Raw genomic sequence first — 17720 nt, 5'->3', positions numbered from 1 at the left:
ACCGAGCGATGACAGTCATCATTATTCCCGAGTGACGATCAACGGTGTCACGTGGTCGATGCCGAGCGATAGCGGCGCAACGACGGTTGCATTGTCTGAAGCAACCGCCAGGGCAGCTAAGGTCACGGTCGACAGGCGCCACGAGCCGATCGAGGTGCAAACCGCCAGCGGATCGATGCCAGTGGAGAATGGCACTTTGGTGCCCGAACCGACTGAGCGTGGGCAAGAGTGCGGTATCGATGTCGATTTAACATAATGTATATTATCGGACTTGAATCAAAGTAAGCGCGACGTCGAAGAGAGACATCTCATGAGAAGCCCCTAACCGCGCTTCTTTCTGATCGATGGAGCCAATGCCACGCCTGGTGACGATAAACCTTCGGTCAAGGAATGTGAGACGGTCCGGGCGATAACGGATCTCAGCACGCCGATTATCGGCCTTCCCGTGATCGACCGCGAGATTAATTGCCATGCGAAAAAGATAGGTTCGGGCGCCTATCGGAATGATCGTGTCGATACGCGACCAGCGGACAATTAGGTCTTGGATGATTTCGGCGGTCAGGTCGATCGAACCCAGCCAGTGTCTCACTACGCCGATGAGCTCGCGGCATGCCTCAACGAAACCGCGTACATTTCCACACAGTTCAACGCCAAAGTCCCTAAGCTCTCTTGCACGGTCGATACGGACTCGCGCCCCGTCGGGATGCCGGCCCCCGCCGACGGGCTTGTCCCGACACCTGTACAGCTGGATATGGTCAAAATTCGACGAGGGCCGAAGTGGAATTGCCGTGACGTCGCCGTAGCGCTGTCAAAGGCTCCCACGCATTCACATCACCAAATTATGTAAACGATTACTTGACTCGATTGACAATCCCCCCCTACTCTCTTCGGGCTTTGATGGACGAGGGAGTCTTTCGAAGCCAAGCCCGCAAAACAAGGGTGTGAAACGTAAGGCCGTGGGAACGAGCCAAAAATGGGAGGATGTATGAGGGAACGTAATCGATTACTTTATGGCGCCGCCTTTGTTGCACTGAGCGCGTCCGCGCCGGCGGTTTACGCACAGGATGTCCCCAAAAGCGAACTAGAGGCCGCACCTCTCGCGGATGCGGTCGCGGGGGGCGATATCGTCGTGACGGCACAACGCACATCGTCGCTCGCCTCCAAGACTCCGATCGCGCTGACCGCCATCGGCGGGGACGCGCTACGCACCGCCGGCATTACCAACGCCACAGCACTGGGCGATCAGGTGCCCAATTTGTCGATCGACCGCACCGGCGGTTTGCAAATCACGATCCGCGGCATCACCAGCCGCGACAATACCGAGAAGGGCGATCCTTCCGCCGCGTTCCTGCTCGACGGTATCTATATCGCCCGACCGCAGGCGCAAGAGGTCAGCTTCTTCGACATCGACCGGGTCGAAGTGCTGCGCGGACCGCAAGGCACGCTCTATGGCAAGAATACCACGGCGGGCGTGGTCAACGTCATCACCAAGAAGCCTTCGGATAAGTTCGAGGCGGCCGCCAATGTCGCCTATGGCAATTATGATTCGATCCAGGCGGATGCGATGGTCAACATCCCGGTCAATGCCATGCTCGCCCTGCGCTTTGGCGGGTCCTTTGACCGGCGTGACAGCTACCTCATCAAGAGTGCTGGAGATCGCAATAAATTCGATCCGTTCAAGAACAACCTGTCGGCACGTGCCCAGGCGCTATTCACCTTCAGCCCGGATATCAATCTGCTGATCAAGGGTGATTACAGCCGGATGCGGGGGAGCGATTCACTGATCGGAGTGGTTGCCGACGGGACATTCTATCGCCCGCAACCCAATCAATTTGATTATACCGATGCGGTCTATGCCGGTGCCGGCAAGAGTTCCGCGGACTTGCGGCGACGGGGTTATTCGCTGCTCGGCGACCAATCGACTCGTAACCACACCTGGGGAGTCAGCGGGGAGTTCAACTGGGATTTCGGCCCGGTGATGCTGACCTATCTGGGCTCTTATCGCGAATTCAAGCGCGATGAATTCGCCGATACGGTCGTCGGCGGCGTGGCGGGTGGAGCGCCTACCCCCCGAAACACCAGATTCACCGGTCTCTACACCCAGCAATCGCACGAAGTGCGTTTTGCGACGACAGGCACCGGCCCACTCAAGGTCCAGTTCGGCGGCATGTATTTCCGCGAGCAATCGGGCATCGCTCTCTTCCTGAAGGATTTTGTCCCTGGCGTGCCCTATTTCGGCTTCCCGCAGGATCCGACGATCGTCAAAAGCTTCGGCGTTTTCGGCCAGGCAACCTATAGCCTGACCGATACGCTGCGCATTACCGCAGGCGCGCGATATTCGAAAGACGACAAGTCGCGTGTCGGCCTTACCGTGATGCAGCGAGGCCCGGTGTTTAATCCGGCCACCGACAGCTCCACGCTGAATTCGGCATCGGCGAAGTTCGACAAGATTACCTGGCGCGCCGGGGTCGACTTTGACGTCAACGACCGGACCTTGCTTTATGGGTCGGTCTCCACCGGTTATAAGGCCGGTGGCTTCAACGATGGCTGCGAAGCGGGCGTTGCAACGCGGGGACGCACCTGCACCGTGGCGGAATCGCGCCCGCTGGACCGGCTCTATTACAAGCCGGAAACGCTGACTGCCTATGAGTTGGGCCTGAAGACGCGCTTTGCCGATAATGCGGTTCGCCTGACCTTGGCGGCATTCTATTACGACTATAATAATCTGCAGCTCAACACGTCGCAGATCTTCCTTGGCGTACCGGTGAATTACACCACCAATGCCGGCAAGGCGCGCGTGAAGGGTGTGGAAGCGGACGCGACCATCACCCCGGATAGCCGCAATCGCTTCGACTTGAGCTTCTCCTGGCTCGACGCCGAATATACCGATTATACCCCGAACCCGATCGGCCAGAACGGCCAGATCGTGCCGATCGATTATAAGGGCCGGGCGCTCGATCGATCGCCTAAATATGTTGCCTCGGCTGGCTATAGTTACAGCCAGCCACTCGGTAATGGCGGTTCGATCGATTTCGGGGCGCGCTCACGGCTGAGCGATTCCTATGTCATCACTGCGTTCAACGTGCCGCGCCAATATCGCCAGCCCAGCTTCACGCGCAGTGAAGTGAACCTGACCTATAACGCGCCCGATCATCGCTGGTATGTGCAGGGTTTCGCCAAAAATCTGGAAAATACCATCACGGTGAACGCCGTGAGCTTCAATCCGCCCAGCCTTGGCCGCGACAGCCTGACCACTGTCGTGCCGGGAGATCCACGCACTTATGGCATCCGAGCTGGCGTGAAATTCTGACATCGACCTTCCAGCCCCCTGGAAGGTTCAGATCGGCGCGGGCCCTCCACTTCCCGGGAGTGCCCGCGCCGCAGTTTTCCGATCTTCAAGGAGTGAATTATGGCTTCGCAACCTGCGCGCGCCAGCCTTCGGATCGTCGATGCCAAGGTCGTGACCCTGATGTCGGCGCACCTCGTTGGTCAGACCGATGAAAAACTAATGCCTCAATTTGGTATCAGCTATAATACTTGGCGCAAGGTTCGGGCGGGTGAGCCGATCCGCCGTTCCGTGGCGGAGCGTCTCGAACAACGGCTTCGCCACCAGGGTTCGGCCAAGCTGGACTTTTCCACCCGATGAACGCGCGAACTATCGCCCCCGCTTCCGCTTCAAGGCAGTTCGCGGACCCAGATATTGCGAAAACTGATCGGGCGGCTGGGGTCACCGTGCGCCTGTAGCTTGATCGCCGCCGCACCATGCACCTTGTAACTGGGCTGGCCGATATAGACCGTCCGGCCTTTGAGCACCGCGTCCGACTGAATCACGACACCGTTCAGCAACGCGGTCATTCTGGCAGGACTTTCCAGCGCACCATCCGGCGCGAATGCCGGCGCGGTCCAGATAACATCATAACTCTGCCATTTGCCCGGCGACAGTGTCGCATTCACCAGCGGAGGATATTGTTTGTAGATGCTGCCCGCCTGGCCGTTGACGTAGGTTTTGTGATGATAGCTGTCCAGGATCTGCAGCTCATATCCTTCGTCACCGGGCCCGGTCGAGGCAAGGAACAGACCGCTGTTCCCGCGCCCCTGGCCTTCTCCGTCGACGTCCGCCGGGATCCGCCATTCCAGATGGATCTGGAAGTTGCGGAAGGTACGTCGGGTCTGAATATTGCCCGCCTTTTTGTCGACGGTGAGAATGCCGTCACGGATCGGCCATTTCGCCGAAGAGCCGTCAATAGTGGACACCCACTGATCGAGATTTCGTCCGTCGAACAGAATGACGGCGTCGGAGGGCGGATTCCCGATGGCCGCGGCCGGTGTCACGATCGGCGGCTCGGGGGACCATTTTTCGGTATCCTGCGGCTTCGCCACGACGGGCGTCGAGGCCTGCAACAACAGGATCATCACAGCGGATAGCATTCTCGCCCCCTTGCTTGCGGCAAATCCTTCAGCGAAGCGGCATGACCCGGATATTCCTGAATTCCACGTCCTGCCCCTCACCTTGAAGCGCAACATAATGTCCGAGGGTTTTCAGCGATACGCCCCCGGGAAACATCGCTTTGTACATCGGATTCGAGCCATCGAGTTCGTCGGGCGCCAGCGCAACATCGTCATATTCTGCGACGATCCTGTCGTTGATCAGCTGAGTCACATGTCCCTTGGCATCGACGCGCAATTCCGCCCGCACCCAGATGCCCGGAGCGATCGTCTGCGCGTTGCTGGGCTGGATGCAATGCTCGGTTTGCGGGACGCCGCCGATCGAAACGATCGTTCCGGGCGTACAGACTGCCCCGGTCGGCCGATCCTTGTCATCCACCTTGCCGAGCAACTGAAATTCGACGGAGATCGGAAATGCCTGGTCGAGCGGCATGGTTTCCGGCGGCTGGCTGTCGAACATGATGCCGCTATTCGCCGTTGCCCAATCGGGCACGCCGGGCGGGCGGGCGTCAAGAAAACGATAGTCAAGCTGGAGGCGGAAGGCCTTGAACGGCGTATGGTAGAACAGATGTGCAAAATGCATATCGAAGGCCGCATAATTCGCGTGCGAAACGTGGATCACGCCGTCCTTGACCGTGAAGACCTTCTTATCGTCCTGCCCCAAGGGAAGGCCGCGTATTTTTGGCGTCCAGCCGTTCAACGTCTTGCCATCGAACAGGGGTTGCCACCTCCCCTTCGCTTGTCCCGGCACCGAGGCCAGTGCGAGGGACAGGAGCAGCGCCGCCTTGATTGCCCGGGTCATTATCTACGCTTTGCAGGTGAGGTATTTGTATCCTTCCTTCGACACCTTCGCCGCATCGGAAGGCAAGTCATATTCGATGATGTAATACGCGACCTGCGGTCCCGCGGCAGTGACCACCTTGCGCCAGTCGATCATGCCCTTTCCGGGCGCGACCATGGCGCCTTCCGCGGACAGATCCTTGATGTGCAGCATGGCGATGCGGCTGTGATTCCTTTCCAGAAACGCAATCAGATCGTTGAAATGCTCGGGCTTGAACGCGGCCAGTGCCCAGAAGACATCGACCTCGAAATGAACCAGGCGGGGGTCGGTATTCGCCGCGACGATTTCCCATGCACTGGTCATCACCGACTTGCCGTCACCCCTGTCGTACAGGAACTGAGTGGACAATTCCTTGTCGTGATTATGCACATAGAGTTTCAAGCCTTGCGCCTGGGCTGCCCTGCCCAGCTCATTCAGGTTGCGCGCCGTCTCCAGCGTGTGTTCCAGCGTATCGAAACCCGGTTTGCCGAAACCGCTGGATCCTACAAAGGCCTGCCCACGCGTCTTGGCTTCGGCAAGCCGCGCCGGCCATTGCGCCGGGTCGAGCTCGGTATGATTGCCAATGGCTTGCAGGCCATTGGCCTTGAGCAACTCCGCATAGGTTTCCGGCGAACTTTGCGAAATCAGGTCGAAACCCTCGACGTTGCGATAGCCGAGATCGCGAATGTTTTTGAGCACCGTCGCAATTTGTTCGCGAGTCGGCTGGGAGGCCCGCGGCCCGAACACGTTGGCGAATGTCGGCATCGCCTTCTGGAATTTCGCCGGCATCGGTAGGGCATCCCACTCCACCGGAATGGTGGTGCCGGTCAGTGGACCTGCAAAATTATAAGTTTGAACGGCGACCTTGCTTTCAGGCAACCCGAGGCATCGCGGGCCCGCCGCCATGCGATGTCCGGCATGCATGTCCTGCGCGACGGTAGCGCCGGCCGGCAAGGTGGCCAGTGCCAGCAGCGACAAAGCGTTGCGACGGATGCTCATGATATGGTCCCCTCTGATTTCGATTTGATCTGTCGTGTTGGCGTCGTCCGGCTCAACGCAGCGCCTGAATATAGTCGATGATCGCTTGCCGCTTGGCGGGGTCGCTGACGCCGGGATACGACATGCGCGTACCGGGAACGACCGTCTTGGGTTTGGCGATGAATGCGTCCAGCGTCTCCCGATCCCACCGCACCTTGGCGGTCGACATCGCTGGGGAATATTTGAAGCCCTTCACCTGACCGGCGGGCTTGCCGAAGATGCCGGCCAGACTGGGACCGAGGCCCGAGGCCCCCGCCTTCTCCGAATGACATATCGCACAGGATTGAAAGGCGAGCTTCGCTTTCGCCGGGGTGATTGCCTGCGCCTGGGCCTGGGCGGGCCGGGAAGAGAGGATTGCGGCGCCGACGGACAGGGTCATGGCGCTGAAACACAGAGCGGCGACCGACAGTCTAGATACGGAATCCCGATGCATTCGAATCCTTCTCCCAATTCCCGCACTTTCTTAACGTGGAAAGCGATCTCGAGGCGAGGCCTAACAGGCTTTGGAATGGATTACAATCAGCCGGAGCCCGTTCGCCAAATCGAGTCAGCGTGCGATCGACTCGCAAGATATAAAACAGCATTGCCATGCGAATTTCGGGGCGATATGAAAACGATTACTAAAAAAAGGAATAGGGGAGTGTTGCCGTGGGAACAGACGGGAATCCGTTGGCAAGCTTTCAGCCAAATCGGCGAAAGCTGCTGGAACTGGGAGCCTGGCTTGGTGTGGCGCTGGTCGCGTCGGTCAGCATGCCGGATGCGTATGCGGCAGGCGAGACGACACTCGCTCCCTCCGACCTGGCATTGATCGGAGATGTTGCCGAGCTCATCATCCCGGCCACCGACACCGGCGGCGCCAAGCAAGCCGAAGTGCCCGCGTTCATTGGCCTGATGGTCACGCGCTGGTTCCATCCGGATGAACGCGACAATTTCCTTTCCGGCATGGCTGAATTCGCCACGGGCGCCGTCACCAAATACGGTAAGCCATTCACCGCTCTGACGCCGGCGCAGCAAACGGAGTATTTCGGCGGCTTGCTGCACCAGGCCGAAGCGCAGCCGGCCAAGCCCACTTCGCTCAACAGGGGCGGCGCAAAGGGCGCTCCACCGCCTCCATGGTCTCCCTTCGTCGTGTTGATGAAGCGGCTTACGATCTTCGGCTATTACACCAGCGAGCTTGGCGGTTCGGTCGAGCTGTCGCTCAACATCATACCCAACGAATATGTGCCCGAAGCCACGGTCAGGCCCGGCGAGCGTGCGGATTCCTACGCGCAGATCGCCCTGCCCCCCTTCAGCGCACGATGATTGGAAAGACCATGAGCAACCAGGATTTTGATGCGATTGTCGTCGGCTCGGGGATTTCGGGCGGCTGGGCCGCCAAGGAGTTGACCGAAAAGGGCCTGAAGGTCCTGCTCATCGAGCGCGGTCGCCCGATCACGCCCGATGACTATCAGGGCGAGCACAAGGCGCCGTGGGAATTTCCCTTTCGCGGCCTGGGCGACCGGCTGCGTTATGAGCGCGACTATCCGATTCAGCGTTCCACCGACTATGCGCTGGGTGAGGATACGGAGCAGTTTTTCGTGAAGGACGTCGACCATCCCTATGGTCGCGATCCCGATCATCCGTTCAACTGGATCCGCGGCTATCATCTGGGCGGCCGCTCGCTCACCTGGGGCCGATGCACGCCGCGTTGGGGAGAGATCAACTTCACCGACAATGCCCGCGACGGCCACGGCGTTGATTGGCCGATCCGATATGACGACATCCGTCCCTGGTACGATAAGGTCGAGACATTCATCGGCGTGTCCGGGCCGATCGGGCTCAATGTTCCGAGCGCGCCGGAGGGACGCTTTCAACCCGGCATGCCAATGAACAGCTGCGAGAACCGAGTCGCGGAGGCCATTGCGCAGAAATTTCCGGAGCGGCGGCTGGCGATCGCACCATCGGCGATCCTGACGCAGGAGCTGAATGGCCGGGCGGCATGCCATTATTGCGGGCCGTGCGCGCGCGGCTGTTCCACCGGATCCTATTTCAGTTCGATCAGTTCGACTCTGCCTGCCGCCGAGGCGACCGGCAACCTCACCACCATCACCAACGCGATCGTCGAGGGGCTGAATCATGACCCCAAGACAGGCAAGGTCAGCGGCGTGCGTGTGATCGACACCAACAGCCGCGCGCGCAGCACCTATCGCGGGCGTATCGTGTTCCTCAACGCTTCGACGCTGGGCACGACGCAGATCCTGCTCAATTCGAAGAGCGAGAAATATCCGACCGGACTCGGCAACACGAGTGGCGTGCTCGGTCATTATTTGCTGGATCACCTGATGACCGGCAGCGCATTCGGGATGGTGCCGGGCATGTATGACAAGCATCCGATCGGCAATCGTCCGGCCGGCCTTTATATGGCGCGCTTTCAGAATCTGGACAAAAAGGACAAGCCCTATCTGCGTGGCTTCGGTTTCCAGGGCGCCGCATTCCGCATGAACTGGGCACGCGGGACGATGACCCCCGGCTTTGGCGCGGATTTCAAAAAGGGTCTACGCGAATTGGGACCATGGGTCATGTATCTCGGCGGCTTTGGCGAATGCCTGCCTTATTACGAGAACAGCCTCAGCCTCGATCCGGTAAAGAAGGACAAATGGGGCATCCCGATCCTCAACACCCGGTTCGAATGGGGCGACAATGAACGGGCGATGGCGACCGAGATGGCCGCCGAAGCGAAAGCGATGCTCGAGGCTGCGGGCGCGCAGGGCGTCCAGGCCAATGCGGCAATGCCGATCGGCGGGCTCGCGATCCACGAAATGGGCACCGCACGGATGGGGCGGGATCCGAAAACATCGTATCTCAACGGCTTCAACCAGGCGCATGAGGTGTCGAACCTGTTCGTGACCGATGGCGCTTGCATGACCTCCACGGCCTGCCAGAATCCATCGCTCACCTATATGGCGCTAACCGCCCGGGCGGTGGATCATGCAGTCGGCCGGATGAAACAGGGGCAGCTATAAGGCCCGATCGGCACCGGGCATTGGAATTCCCGTCCGCTGAGCGATCATCGGCGGCGGTGAGGTTGGTCCCGGTGCCGCCTGGAAAAGGCTCGCCGGGACCGGTCAATTGAAACTACCCCCGGAAGCGATCGTCCGTCACCGCGCAGAGCGCGGCGGCGCTGTGCTTTCGCGCAAGATCAGTTCATGCGGCAAAGTGATCGACACGGCGCTGGTCGTCGATTTTCCGCGCAGAATATCGAGCAGAATTTCGACCGTCTTGCGACCGATCAATTCCTTGGGCTGATTGATCGTGGTCAGTGCCGGCTGGAAAGCCCGGGCATGACGAATATCGTCAAAGCCAACCACCGAGACATCGCCCGGACAATCGAGTGCGCGCTCGCGCAGCGCGACGATCGCCCCGATCGCCATCTCGTCGCTGAAGCAGAATATCGCCGTGGGTGGTTGATCCTCGTCGAGCAGCGAATGGGTATGGGCTTCCCCCGAATCGACCGAGAAATCGCCGGTCCGGAGCAGCAGATTCTCGCGATGCCCCCGCCCCGCCGCGGCGCCCTGGACTCCGCCGAGCCGATCGCGGCTGAGCGGGCTGAGCAACGGGCCGGTAATGACGCCGATGCGCCGATGCCCGATATCGTAGAGATGCTGCATCGCTTCAGCCGCGGCGACGCCATTGGCGATATGGACGCTCGCGACATTGAGGTCGGGTTCATATTCGCAGCCATTGACGATCGGCGCGGCGGCGCCCAGCCGGGCGACCATCGCCGCGGCCGTCGGTGCCAGCCGGTGGCCCAGGAAGATCATGCCGTCCGCCTCCCGGCGGGACAGCATGTTGGCATAATATTCCTCCAGCGCGCTGTCGTGGCGCGTATCGCCGATCAGAAGTGAATAGCGTGCCGCCTGCAACGCCTCTTCCGCACCGCGAATGATGGCGGAGAAAAAGGGATTGGAGATGTCCGGTACCGTCAGAATGATCCGCTGTGCGCGGGTCGTACGGAGGCTCTTGGCGGCATAATTGGGCACATAGCCCAATGCGTCCACCGCCTGAACGACAAGGCGACGGCGCGCTTCGCTGACAGAATCGGGATCGCTGAGCGCCCGTGATACTGTGGCTGTCGATACGCCGGCTGCTCGCGCGACGTCCGCAATCGTGGTCATTCGTTAACCTGTTCTCTCAAATGCGGGCAACGGCCAAATTTGTCGTATATCTTTGTCCTTGCCTTAGGTACAGCCGTCCCTAAGATGTAATCCATTACAACAAGGGAGGGGTCATGCGGAAAGATTCAACCGCAGCGTTGAGGCAAGTTCTCACGAAGTGGGTTGCGGTGCGAACGGACGTGACACCCAACCCCACCCTTTCGAACCAGTCGCCTGAGCAGGCACCAGGACGCTCGGCAAAGACCGGCGCCGGAGAGGGATGAGACGATGGTAAAGACACGCCTCTCGTTGATGATGTTCGCTCAATATTTCGCCTGGGGCGTCTGGCTGGTCCCGCTCGGCACCTATATGAGCAAAGGGCTTCGGTTCGACGCGATCATCGGCACGGCCTTCGGGCTGATCGGCATCGCGACGATCCTCTCGACATTGTTCGTCGGCATGGTCGCCGACCGGTATTTTTCCGCGCAGAAGGTGATGGCCGTGCTGTGCCTGGGCGCGGGCGCGGCGTTGCTGTGGGTTTCGACGATCACTCAATCCGAGACGGTTTTTCTTACCGGATTGATGGTCCACTTCCTGTTTTATGCTTCGACCATCCCGCTGGCGACGTCGATCGCGTTCAATTCCATATCGGATACGGGTCGTGAGTTCCCGGCGATCCGCGTCTGGGGCACAATCGGCTGGATTGTCGCAGGCCTGCTGATCGGCCTGATCCCTGGTGCGGCCGGAACCGCGTTGCCGATGCAGATCGCCGGTGGCGTGTATGTATTGCTCGGCGTCTATTCACTGACATTGCCCGATACGCCGCCGCGCGCAAAGGGCCAGCCGATCAGTGTTGCAGGACTGTTCGGCCTCGACATCGTGATGGGCTATCGCAATCGCGCCTTCTGGGTTTTCATCTGCGCGATGTTCGTCATCATGCTGCCGAAGACCTTTTACGACACCTATGCGAATGCGTTCTTTTCGGAAAAGAACCTGACGATCGACCTGTTCGGCTGGCATCTGGAAGCCACTGCGATCCAGACCGCCGGCCAGATGTTCGAGACTCTGTTCCTCATCACGCTGCCGCTGCTGCTGCTCCGGTTCGGCATCAAATGGGTGCTGGTCGTGGGCATGGCCGCGTGGAGCGTCCGGTTCCTGGCATTCGGCTGGGGCTATGAAGGCGCACAGGCGATCGTGCCGTTGATGCTGTTCGGCATCATCATCCACGGCATCTGTTACGACTTCGTGTTCGTATCGAGCCAGATTTATGTCGATCGCAAATTCGATCTCTCCGCCCGGTCTCGGGCGCAAGCGTTTCTCGCGCTGGTAACTCAGGGCATCGGCACGGTGATCGGATCGAACGTCGCCGGCTGGATCTATGTCGCCAATACGCATTCGACGACGGACCACGACTGGCGCGCGATCTGGCTGATTCCGGCCGTCGTCGCGGCAGCCGCCGCCATCGTCTTCGCCCTCACCTTTCACGAACAAGCTGGGGCACGGAATCGGGCCGGTCGCGTGGCGAATGGCGGGAGGGCGTGATGTCGGCCAAGCCCCTCGCAATGGGCATGGCGGGAGGCGGCCCCGGCTCCTTCATCGGTCCGATCCACCGTATCGCGGCGGAACTCGATGGCGATGCACGGCTATGCGCGGGTGTGTTCAGCAGCGATCCCGGCCGGTCGCAAGCGGCGGGAAAGGCCTATGGGATCGATCCCGATCGGATTTATTCCGACGTTGCGACGATGGTCGCGGCGGAACGGCAGCGAAGCGACGGGATCGATTTCCTGACCATCGCCACGCCGAACGACACGCACTTGCCGATCGCACTCGCCGCAATCGAGGCAGGCGTGCATGTGGTGAGCGACAAGCCGGCCACCGCGACGCTGGACGAGGCGCTGACACTGCGCGATCGGCTGGCGGGTACTGGCTGTCTCTACGCACTCACCTATACCTATACGGGTTATCCGTTGATTCGTGAGGCGCGTGATATCGCGGCGCGTGGCGACCTTGGCCGGTTGCGCAAGATCCATGTCGACTACCCGCAAGGGTGGCTTGCCGACGCAATCGAGAACAGTGGAAACAAACAGGCCGGGTGGCGCACCGATCCCGCGCGCACGGGCGTCGGCGGGTGCATTTCGGATATCGGCGTCCACGCCTTCAACCTCGCCGAATATGTCTCGGGCGAGCGGGTGATCGAACTCCTGGCCTGCCTTGCGAAGGTCGTGCCCGGCCGCACCCTCGATGACGACGCCACCGTCCTCGTCCGGTTTTCGGGTGGGGCACAGGGCTTGATTACCGCGACGCAGATTGCGGCTGGTGCACGAAATGATCTGAAAATCCGGATCTGGGGTGAACGCGGCGGACTCGAATGGTCGCATGCGGATAGCCAGCGCCTGTACCTGCGCTGGCCCGACCGCCCCGATCAAATTCTTTGCGCCGGCAGCTCCTATCTCGGCGAAGCCGCGCGACGCGCCTCGCGCTTGCCGGCCGGGCATCCGGAGGGTTTTATCGAGGCATTCGCGACTCTCTATCGCGATTTCACCACGGCGATCCGGGCAAAGGCGCCGGCCATCATATCTCCGTTGTCCGGCATAGAGGAAGGCGTGCGCAGCATGCGGTTTATCGAGACCGCCCTGCAATCGAGCAATCTCGGCGCGGCATGGCTTCCGCTGATCGACTGAACCGGTTCGCCCGGTTTGAAGATTTTTCCCGAAAGGTATTCAATGCGAACGATCAAAGGCCCGGCGATTTTCCTGGCGCAGTTTGAAGGAGCCGAAGCGCCCTTCGACACGCTCGCGGGGATGGCGGGCTGGGCGGCCAGCCTCGGCTATGAAGGCGTGCAAGTGCCGACCGGGGGTAAGCTGATCGACCTGGAACTGGCGGCCGAAAGCAAGACCTATTGCAGCGACATCATCGGCATGCTCGATGAACACGGCATCCGCATCACTGAATTGTCCACGCATCTTCAAGGACAGCTGATCGCCGTCGATCCGGCGCAGGATGTGCTGTTCGACGCCTTTGCGCCCGAGAACCTGCGTGGGCGCCCGGAAGCGCGCCGGGAATGGGCGCACCGACAATTGCTGCTCGCCGCGAAGGCGAGCCGCAATCTGGGACTCGATACGCATGTTACGTTCTCGGGCGCCCTTGCCTGGGGCAATTTCTATCCCTGGCCGCAGCGCCCGGCCGGAATGATCGAGGATGTATTCGCCGAACTTGCCCGGCGCTGGCGCCCCATTCTCGATGCATTCGACGATGCTGGGGTCGACCTGGCTTATGAGATCCACCCCGGCGAGGACCTGCATGACGGTGCCACGTTCGAGCGTTTCCTGGCTGCGGTCGACGACCATCCGCGCGCAACGATCCTGTACGATCCCAGCCATCTGTTGCTGCAGCAGCTCGATTATCTCGCCTTCATCGATCTTTACAACGATCGCATCCGCGCCTTTCACGTGAAGGATGCCGAATTCCGGCCGAGCGGGCGATCCGGTGTCTATGGCGGTTATCAGAACTGGATCGACCGGCCGGGCCGTTTCCGCTCGCTAGGGGATGGTCAGATCGATTTTCGCACGATCTTCTCCAAGTTGGCGCAATATGATTTTCCCGGATGGGCGGTGCTCGAATGGGAGTGCTGTCTCAAGCATCCCGAAGATGGCGCCCGTGAAGGCGCCCCCTTCATTCGTGACCGCATCATCCGCGTCACCGATCGGCGGTTCGACGATTTTGCGGGGTAAACAAGTTCTTCATCCACCGGCGCGAGAGTTTTACGCAAATCGGCGGAGACATCGCTGAGGCCGACCGCCCTGTATCCCGATTCCCATATCTTGTTGTTTTCAGCGATGTCGTCTGCCGACCGGTTATCCGGCCGGGCGGCGGTCGAACATGTCGGAATAGCGGCACGTCAACAGGGTCGGCTGCGCCAGTTCCCCGGTGCCATATCTGGCCCATTGATTGCCCCACAACACTTTCAATTCCTCGACCTTGTCCGGGTATTTCGCGGCAAGATCCGTGCTTTCGGCAAAGTCGGTGTCTAGATCGTAAAGCTCCCAGCGGTCATTGGCGTAGGGCTGATCGCAATCGTGGATGGCGACAGCTCGCCAGCGACCGCTGGTGATCGCTCGATTGCCGCGCAATTCGAAATATTGCACCGATCGGCCCGGAGCCTTGCGGCTCCGCACGGTCGGCAGGAAGGAGCGCCCCGCTACGGGAATTTGCGCCACGCCGCCGACGACGGATTCGAATCGCGTGCCAACAGCTTCGAGCAGTGTCGGGGCAATATCGATCACATCGACAAATTGCCGCCGAATGGCTCCTGGATCGCGTACACGGCGCGGCCAATGGAATATCATCGGCGTCCGGGTGCCCCCTGAATAGGGCCACAGCTTGTATCGCCGCAGCGGCGTGTCGCCGACCATCGCCCAAGGGCGTGGATACTCCGCTTGCGTCTTGGCCGTTCCCAGCTCGTCGATACGCGCGCGCTGCTCTGCCGCCGGAATGGTGTTGGCGCGATAGAGTCCATCGAAAAAGCCGCGCTGCCCCGCCTCCGACGCTGCACCATTGTCTGAAAGGAGGACGATGATGGTGTTATCGAACAACGCCTTATGCCGTAGCGTCTCCAGCAGCCGGCCGATCTGTTCGTCGCAATGCTCAATGAAGCCGGCATAGACCGCCATGAAGCGGCCAAAGACCGCCTTCTCGTCATCGGACAGATCCGCCCAGGCCCGATCGCGTGCTTCGCGTGGCGGCATCCGGGTATTCGCCGGAATCAGCCCCATCCGCTTCATACGGGCGAAGCGCTCCTCCCGGATCGCGTCCCATCCCTTTTCATATATGGCATCATAGGGTGCCGAATATTTGCGCGCGACCTGGATTGGGGAATGGGCGGTGCCAAAACCAAGGTTCAGGAAGAAGGGCTTGTCGCCGTTCCGTGCGATGTGATCTTCGATCACGCTGATCGCCTTATCGGCGAGATCGACCGAAAGATGATAGCCCGCGGGGAAATCTCGCTTGAGATAGTCGTTATTTTCCACCAGCTCCGGACGATATTGATCGGTCCAGCCCCGTGGAAAACCATAGAAATAATCGAAGCCGCGCTGCAACGGCCAGTGCTCGCGGCCGGCATGTGCACCGAGTTCATCCATTGGGATCATGTGCCATTTCCCGATCGCCCAAGTGGCATAACCCTGACGCTGCAACACCTGCGCCATCGTCTGGGCGTTACCGGGTATACGAAACAGGCGTGCCATGTCCGGATCCTTGGCCAGCACGGCGGCGACGTCGGGAACATCCGGCATGTTGATCGTGTGGTTGTTGCGCCCCGTGAGCATCGATGCGCGGGTTGCAGCGCAGACCGACTTGGTATCGAAATGGACGTAGCGCAGCCCAGCTTTCGCCAAACTGTCAATTGCCGGAGTGCGGATCTCCGCACCGAAGCATGCGAGATCGGAATACCCTACATCGTCGAGGACGATGGTTATGATGTTGGGGCGCGGTCCGTCACGACCCACGGATTGAGCCCCGGCAACGCTGTACAGCGTCGTGGTAGCGAGCAACGTGCCGAGGAAGCGGCGGCGGGAAATCTGCATGGATCAAGGCACTCCGTCGCGCAGCGGGGATCGCCAGTCCGCTCGCGTCCCCGTTGCCATGAGAACTCAGAAGCGGACTGCGGCCTCGACACCAAAGGTGCGGAAGGCATCCGGTGTCAGGAGCTGAGTATAGCCAGCGCCGGTTGCCGACGTATCAAGCAGGCCCGTCCCGATGAAGCTGGCGAAATGCTTGTTCGTCAGATTCTTGCCGAAAACCGATACGCGATAACGCCGATCCTGCGTTTCGAGCGAGAGGCGGCCGTTGAGCAAACCATAGCCCCGCTGAATGGTCTCGGGGTCGCGAAAGCCAAAGAATATCTGCGAGCGGTAGGTGAACGCCAGATTGGCACTGCCGCGCAGGCGATTGCCAATATCGGCCCCATAATTAGCATTGACGGAGTAGGCCCATTTCGGCGCGTTCGCGAGTGCCTCCCCGGTCACATCCTGCCGGTTGCCGGTCAGACATCCTTGCGCCGCAGTCTGCCCCGGGTAACAGCTCAGGACCAACCCGCGCACCTCCGTTTTGGTATAGGCAAGATTACCCGTCAACGTCAGGCCATCGACCGCCCGCAGGACCGCTTCGACTTCTGCCCCTTGTGTGATCAGCTTACCCGCGTTGGTGAGCTGAAACGACGTCAGCACCGCACTATAGGTCTGCGCTTGGAAATCCGTGAAGGTTTCATAAAAGCCGGTAACATTGAGCGTCAGCATCCGATCGAAGAGCGTTGTGCGGACGCCGCCTTCCCAGTTGCTCGCGATTTCCGGCTTCAGCACCGCCAGCCCTGAATTGACTGTGGTAGCGGTCAGGTTGTTCAGCAGGTTGAGCGCCGGTCCTTTATATCCTCGTGTGTAGGTGAAATACGCCATGATATCAGGCGAGAACTGATACTGCGCACCCAGCTTGTAGCTGAAATCGGTATCCGTCGCCTTCAACGTCGGCGAGACATAAGCTGGGCCGCCGAGGCTCGGCATGGCACCGACTGCGCCGGGCAGGATCGTCCGGTTGAAATGCGCTACGGCCTGGTCCGACGTCAGGCGAAAACCGCCGATGAGCGACAATCTGTCGGTCGGGTGCGCAGTCAGCTGACCGAATGCAGCGACATTCTTCGATGTAATGTCGCGGTCAACCTGGTTGCCGAGATATTGGCCCACCGGCAGGTTCGCGACGAGATTGCCCTTCACCTGCGTCCGGCTCGCCACATCCTGCCAGAAATAAAACAGGCCGACGACATATTCGATCGGCTCGCCCGACGGTGATGTCAGGCGCAGTTCCTGCGTAAACTGCTGTTGTCGCTGGCGCGCGTTGTTGACGCTGGCGACCGGCAACGGCACCAAGTCGGCGTCATTGTTATCGAAGACCTTGAATTCGCGATAGGCGGAAATCGATGTGATCGTCTGGCCGCCAAGCTCGGTGTTGATCTCGACCGAGGCGCCACCGGTTTTCTGCCGGTTGAAGAAATCCCCGTCGACCGTCACCTCGCGGTTAAGCGGCCCGAGCCGCTGAGCCGATAGCAGCGCGGCGCGAGTCTGGCCGTTATAATAGGTGGTCGTTGGAAGCACAGAACGCACTGTTGTGAACCGCGCCGGGTCTGCCGGAGGCCGTGGGTTGTGAGTCACGCTGCCATATCGATGTTGTCCGCGGCAGCATAATATTGATCTTCGGCTTCGGCAGGCGGGATGTTGCCGATGGGCTCCATCAGC

At 60.3% G+C, this 17720-nt stretch carries 16 protein-coding genes; 8 read left to right on the top strand and 8 right to left on the bottom strand.

What is annotated here, in order from left to right; all coding sequences use genetic code 11:
* Positions 1-31: 31 nt before the first annotated feature.
* The gene (locus tag OO12_RS29415) at positions 32-256 is read left to right on the top strand and encodes a retroviral-like aspartic protease family protein (protein WP_082006557.1); all 225 of its coding nucleotides are present in this window, start codon (positions 32-34) and stop codon (positions 254-256) included.
* A gap of 6 nt (positions 257-262) precedes the next feature.
* On the opposite strand, the gene OO12_RS28620 is transcribed toward OO12_RS29415, so the two are convergent.
* Positions 263-589: a hypothetical protein gene (locus tag OO12_RS28620; protein WP_034159523.1), complete on the bottom strand. Its 327-nt coding sequence runs from the start codon at positions 587-589 to the stop codon at positions 263-265.
* A gap of 396 nt (positions 590-985) precedes the next feature.
* On the opposite strand from OO12_RS28620, the gene OO12_RS14975 reads away from it, so the two are divergent.
* Positions 986-3310 (top strand): TonB-dependent receptor, encoded by a 2325-nt coding sequence (locus OO12_RS14975; protein WP_052215909.1) that lies wholly within the window; start codon positions 986-988, stop codon positions 3308-3310.
* 99 nt (positions 3311-3409) lie between these two features.
* On the top strand, positions 3410-3646 hold the full coding sequence (locus tag OO12_RS14970; protein ID WP_034159522.1) for a hypothetical protein: 237 nt from the start codon (positions 3410-3412) through the stop codon (positions 3644-3646).
* A gap of 29 nt (positions 3647-3675) precedes the next feature.
* Here the strand turns inward: OO12_RS14970 and OO12_RS14965 are convergent, their stop codons facing one another.
* The 4 genes from OO12_RS14965 to OO12_RS14950 are packed head-to-tail and all read right to left on the bottom strand — an operon-like array spanning position 3676 to position 6683.
* Positions 3676-4521, bottom strand: a complete 846-nt coding sequence (locus tag OO12_RS14965) for a 3-keto-disaccharide hydrolase (RefSeq protein ID WP_235364808.1) — start codon at positions 4519-4521, stop codon at positions 3676-3678.
* Entirely contained in the window at positions 4457-5248 is a 792-nt protein-coding gene (locus OO12_RS14960; protein WP_034159520.1) for a 3-keto-disaccharide hydrolase, read from the bottom strand. Before OO12_RS14960 ends, OO12_RS14965 begins: the two co-directional genes overlap by 65 nt.
* A 3-nt stretch (positions 5249-5251) precedes the next feature.
* Complete coding sequence (locus OO12_RS14955) at positions 5252-6265, bottom strand: sugar phosphate isomerase/epimerase family protein (protein ID WP_034159519.1); 1014 nt, start codon at positions 6263-6265, stop codon at positions 5252-5254.
* Between the two features lie 52 nt (positions 6266-6317).
* Positions 6318-6683 (bottom strand): c-type cytochrome, encoded by a 366-nt coding sequence (locus tag OO12_RS14950; protein WP_034159518.1) that lies wholly within the window; start codon positions 6681-6683, stop codon positions 6318-6320.
* Between the two features lie 269 nt (positions 6684-6952).
* Between OO12_RS14950 and OO12_RS14945 the strand changes: the two genes are divergently transcribed.
* On the top strand, positions 6953-7606 hold the full coding sequence (locus OO12_RS14945) for a gluconate 2-dehydrogenase subunit 3 family protein (protein ID WP_152616458.1): 654 nt from the start codon (positions 6953-6955) through the stop codon (positions 7604-7606).
* Positions 7607-7617: 11 nt separating this feature from the next.
* Complete coding sequence (locus OO12_RS14940) at positions 7618-9306, top strand: GMC oxidoreductase (protein WP_034159579.1); 1689 nt, start codon at positions 7618-7620, stop codon at positions 9304-9306.
* Positions 9307-9441: 135 nt separating this feature from the next.
* Here the strand turns inward: OO12_RS14940 and OO12_RS14935 are convergent, their stop codons facing one another.
* Entirely contained in the window at positions 9442-10458 is a 1017-nt protein-coding gene (locus tag OO12_RS14935; RefSeq protein ID WP_034159517.1) for a LacI family DNA-binding transcriptional regulator, read from the bottom strand.
* A 267-nt stretch (positions 10459-10725) separates the two neighbouring features.
* Here OO12_RS14935 and OO12_RS14930 point away from each other — a divergent pair, with 267 nt between their 5' ends.
* From OO12_RS14930 to OO12_RS14920, 3 genes are read left to right on the top strand one after another with little or no spacing between them, the layout of a single operon-like run.
* A complete protein-coding gene (locus tag OO12_RS14930; RefSeq protein ID WP_034159516.1) occupies positions 10726-11979 on the top strand; it encodes an MFS transporter in 1254 nt (417 codons plus the stop codon).
* Complete coding sequence (locus tag OO12_RS14925; protein WP_034159515.1) at positions 11979-13118, top strand: Gfo/Idh/MocA family protein; 1140 nt, start codon at positions 11979-11981, stop codon at positions 13116-13118. Before OO12_RS14930 ends, OO12_RS14925 begins: the two co-directional genes overlap by 1 nt.
* A gap of 42 nt (positions 13119-13160) precedes the next feature.
* The gene (locus tag OO12_RS14920) at positions 13161-14168 is read left to right on the top strand and encodes a sugar phosphate isomerase/epimerase family protein (RefSeq protein ID WP_034159578.1); all 1008 of its coding nucleotides are present in this window, start codon (positions 13161-13163) and stop codon (positions 14166-14168) included.
* A gap of 123 nt (positions 14169-14291) precedes the next feature.
* On the opposite strand, the gene OO12_RS14915 is transcribed toward OO12_RS14920, so the two are convergent.
* Entirely contained in the window at positions 14292-16019 is a 1728-nt protein-coding gene (locus OO12_RS14915) for an arylsulfatase (RefSeq protein WP_052215906.1), read from the bottom strand.
* Between the two features lie 66 nt (positions 16020-16085).
* Positions 16086-17588 (bottom strand): TonB-dependent receptor, encoded by a 1503-nt coding sequence (locus tag OO12_RS14910; RefSeq protein WP_160296819.1) that lies wholly within the window; start codon positions 17586-17588, stop codon positions 16086-16088.
* Positions 17589-17720: the final 132 nt, after the last annotated feature.

The organism is Sphingomonas sp. ERG5 (assembly GCF_000803065.1).
Lineage (GTDB): Bacteria > Pseudomonadota > Alphaproteobacteria > Sphingomonadales > Sphingomonadaceae > Sphingomonas.
This window is presented reverse-complemented; position numbering and strand designations above follow the sequence as displayed.

Bases quoted from the DNA above. Each gene is read 5' to 3' on its own strand.
- OO12_RS14950 (WP_034159518.1), bottom strand. From the start codon at position 6,683: ATGACCCTGTCCGTCGGCGCCGCAATCCTCTCTTCCCGGCCCGCCCAG.
- OO12_RS14955 (WP_034159519.1), bottom strand. From the start codon at position 6,265: ATGAGCATCCGTCGCAACGCTTTGTCGCTGCTGGCACTGGCCACCTTG.
- OO12_RS14960 (WP_034159520.1), bottom strand. From the start codon at position 5,248: ATGACCCGGGCAATCAAGGCGGCGCTGCTCCTGTCCCTCGCACTGGCC.
- OO12_RS14930 (WP_034159516.1), top strand. From the start codon at position 10,726: ATGGTAAAGACACGCCTCTCGTTGATGATGTTCGCTCAATATTTCGCC.
- OO12_RS14935 (WP_034159517.1), bottom strand. From the start codon at position 10,458: ATGACCACGATTGCGGACGTCGCGCGAGCAGCCGGCGTATCGACAGCC.
- OO12_RS14920 (WP_034159578.1), top strand. From the start codon at position 13,161: ATGCGAACGATCAAAGGCCCGGCGATTTTCCTGGCGCAGTTTGAAGGA.
- OO12_RS14975 (WP_052215909.1), top strand. From the start codon at position 986: ATGAGGGAACGTAATCGATTACTTTATGGCGCCGCCTTTGTTGCACTG.
- OO12_RS14940 (WP_034159579.1), top strand. From the start codon at position 7,618: ATGAGCAACCAGGATTTTGATGCGATTGTCGTCGGCTCGGGGATTTCG.
- OO12_RS14970 (WP_034159522.1), top strand. From the start codon at position 3,410: ATGGCTTCGCAACCTGCGCGCGCCAGCCTTCGGATCGTCGATGCCAAG.
- OO12_RS14925 (WP_034159515.1), top strand. From the start codon at position 11,979: ATGTCGGCCAAGCCCCTCGCAATGGGCATGGCGGGAGGCGGCCCCGGC.
- OO12_RS14915 (WP_052215906.1), bottom strand. From the start codon at position 16,019: ATGCAGATTTCCCGCCGCCGCTTCCTCGGCACGTTGCTCGCTACCACG.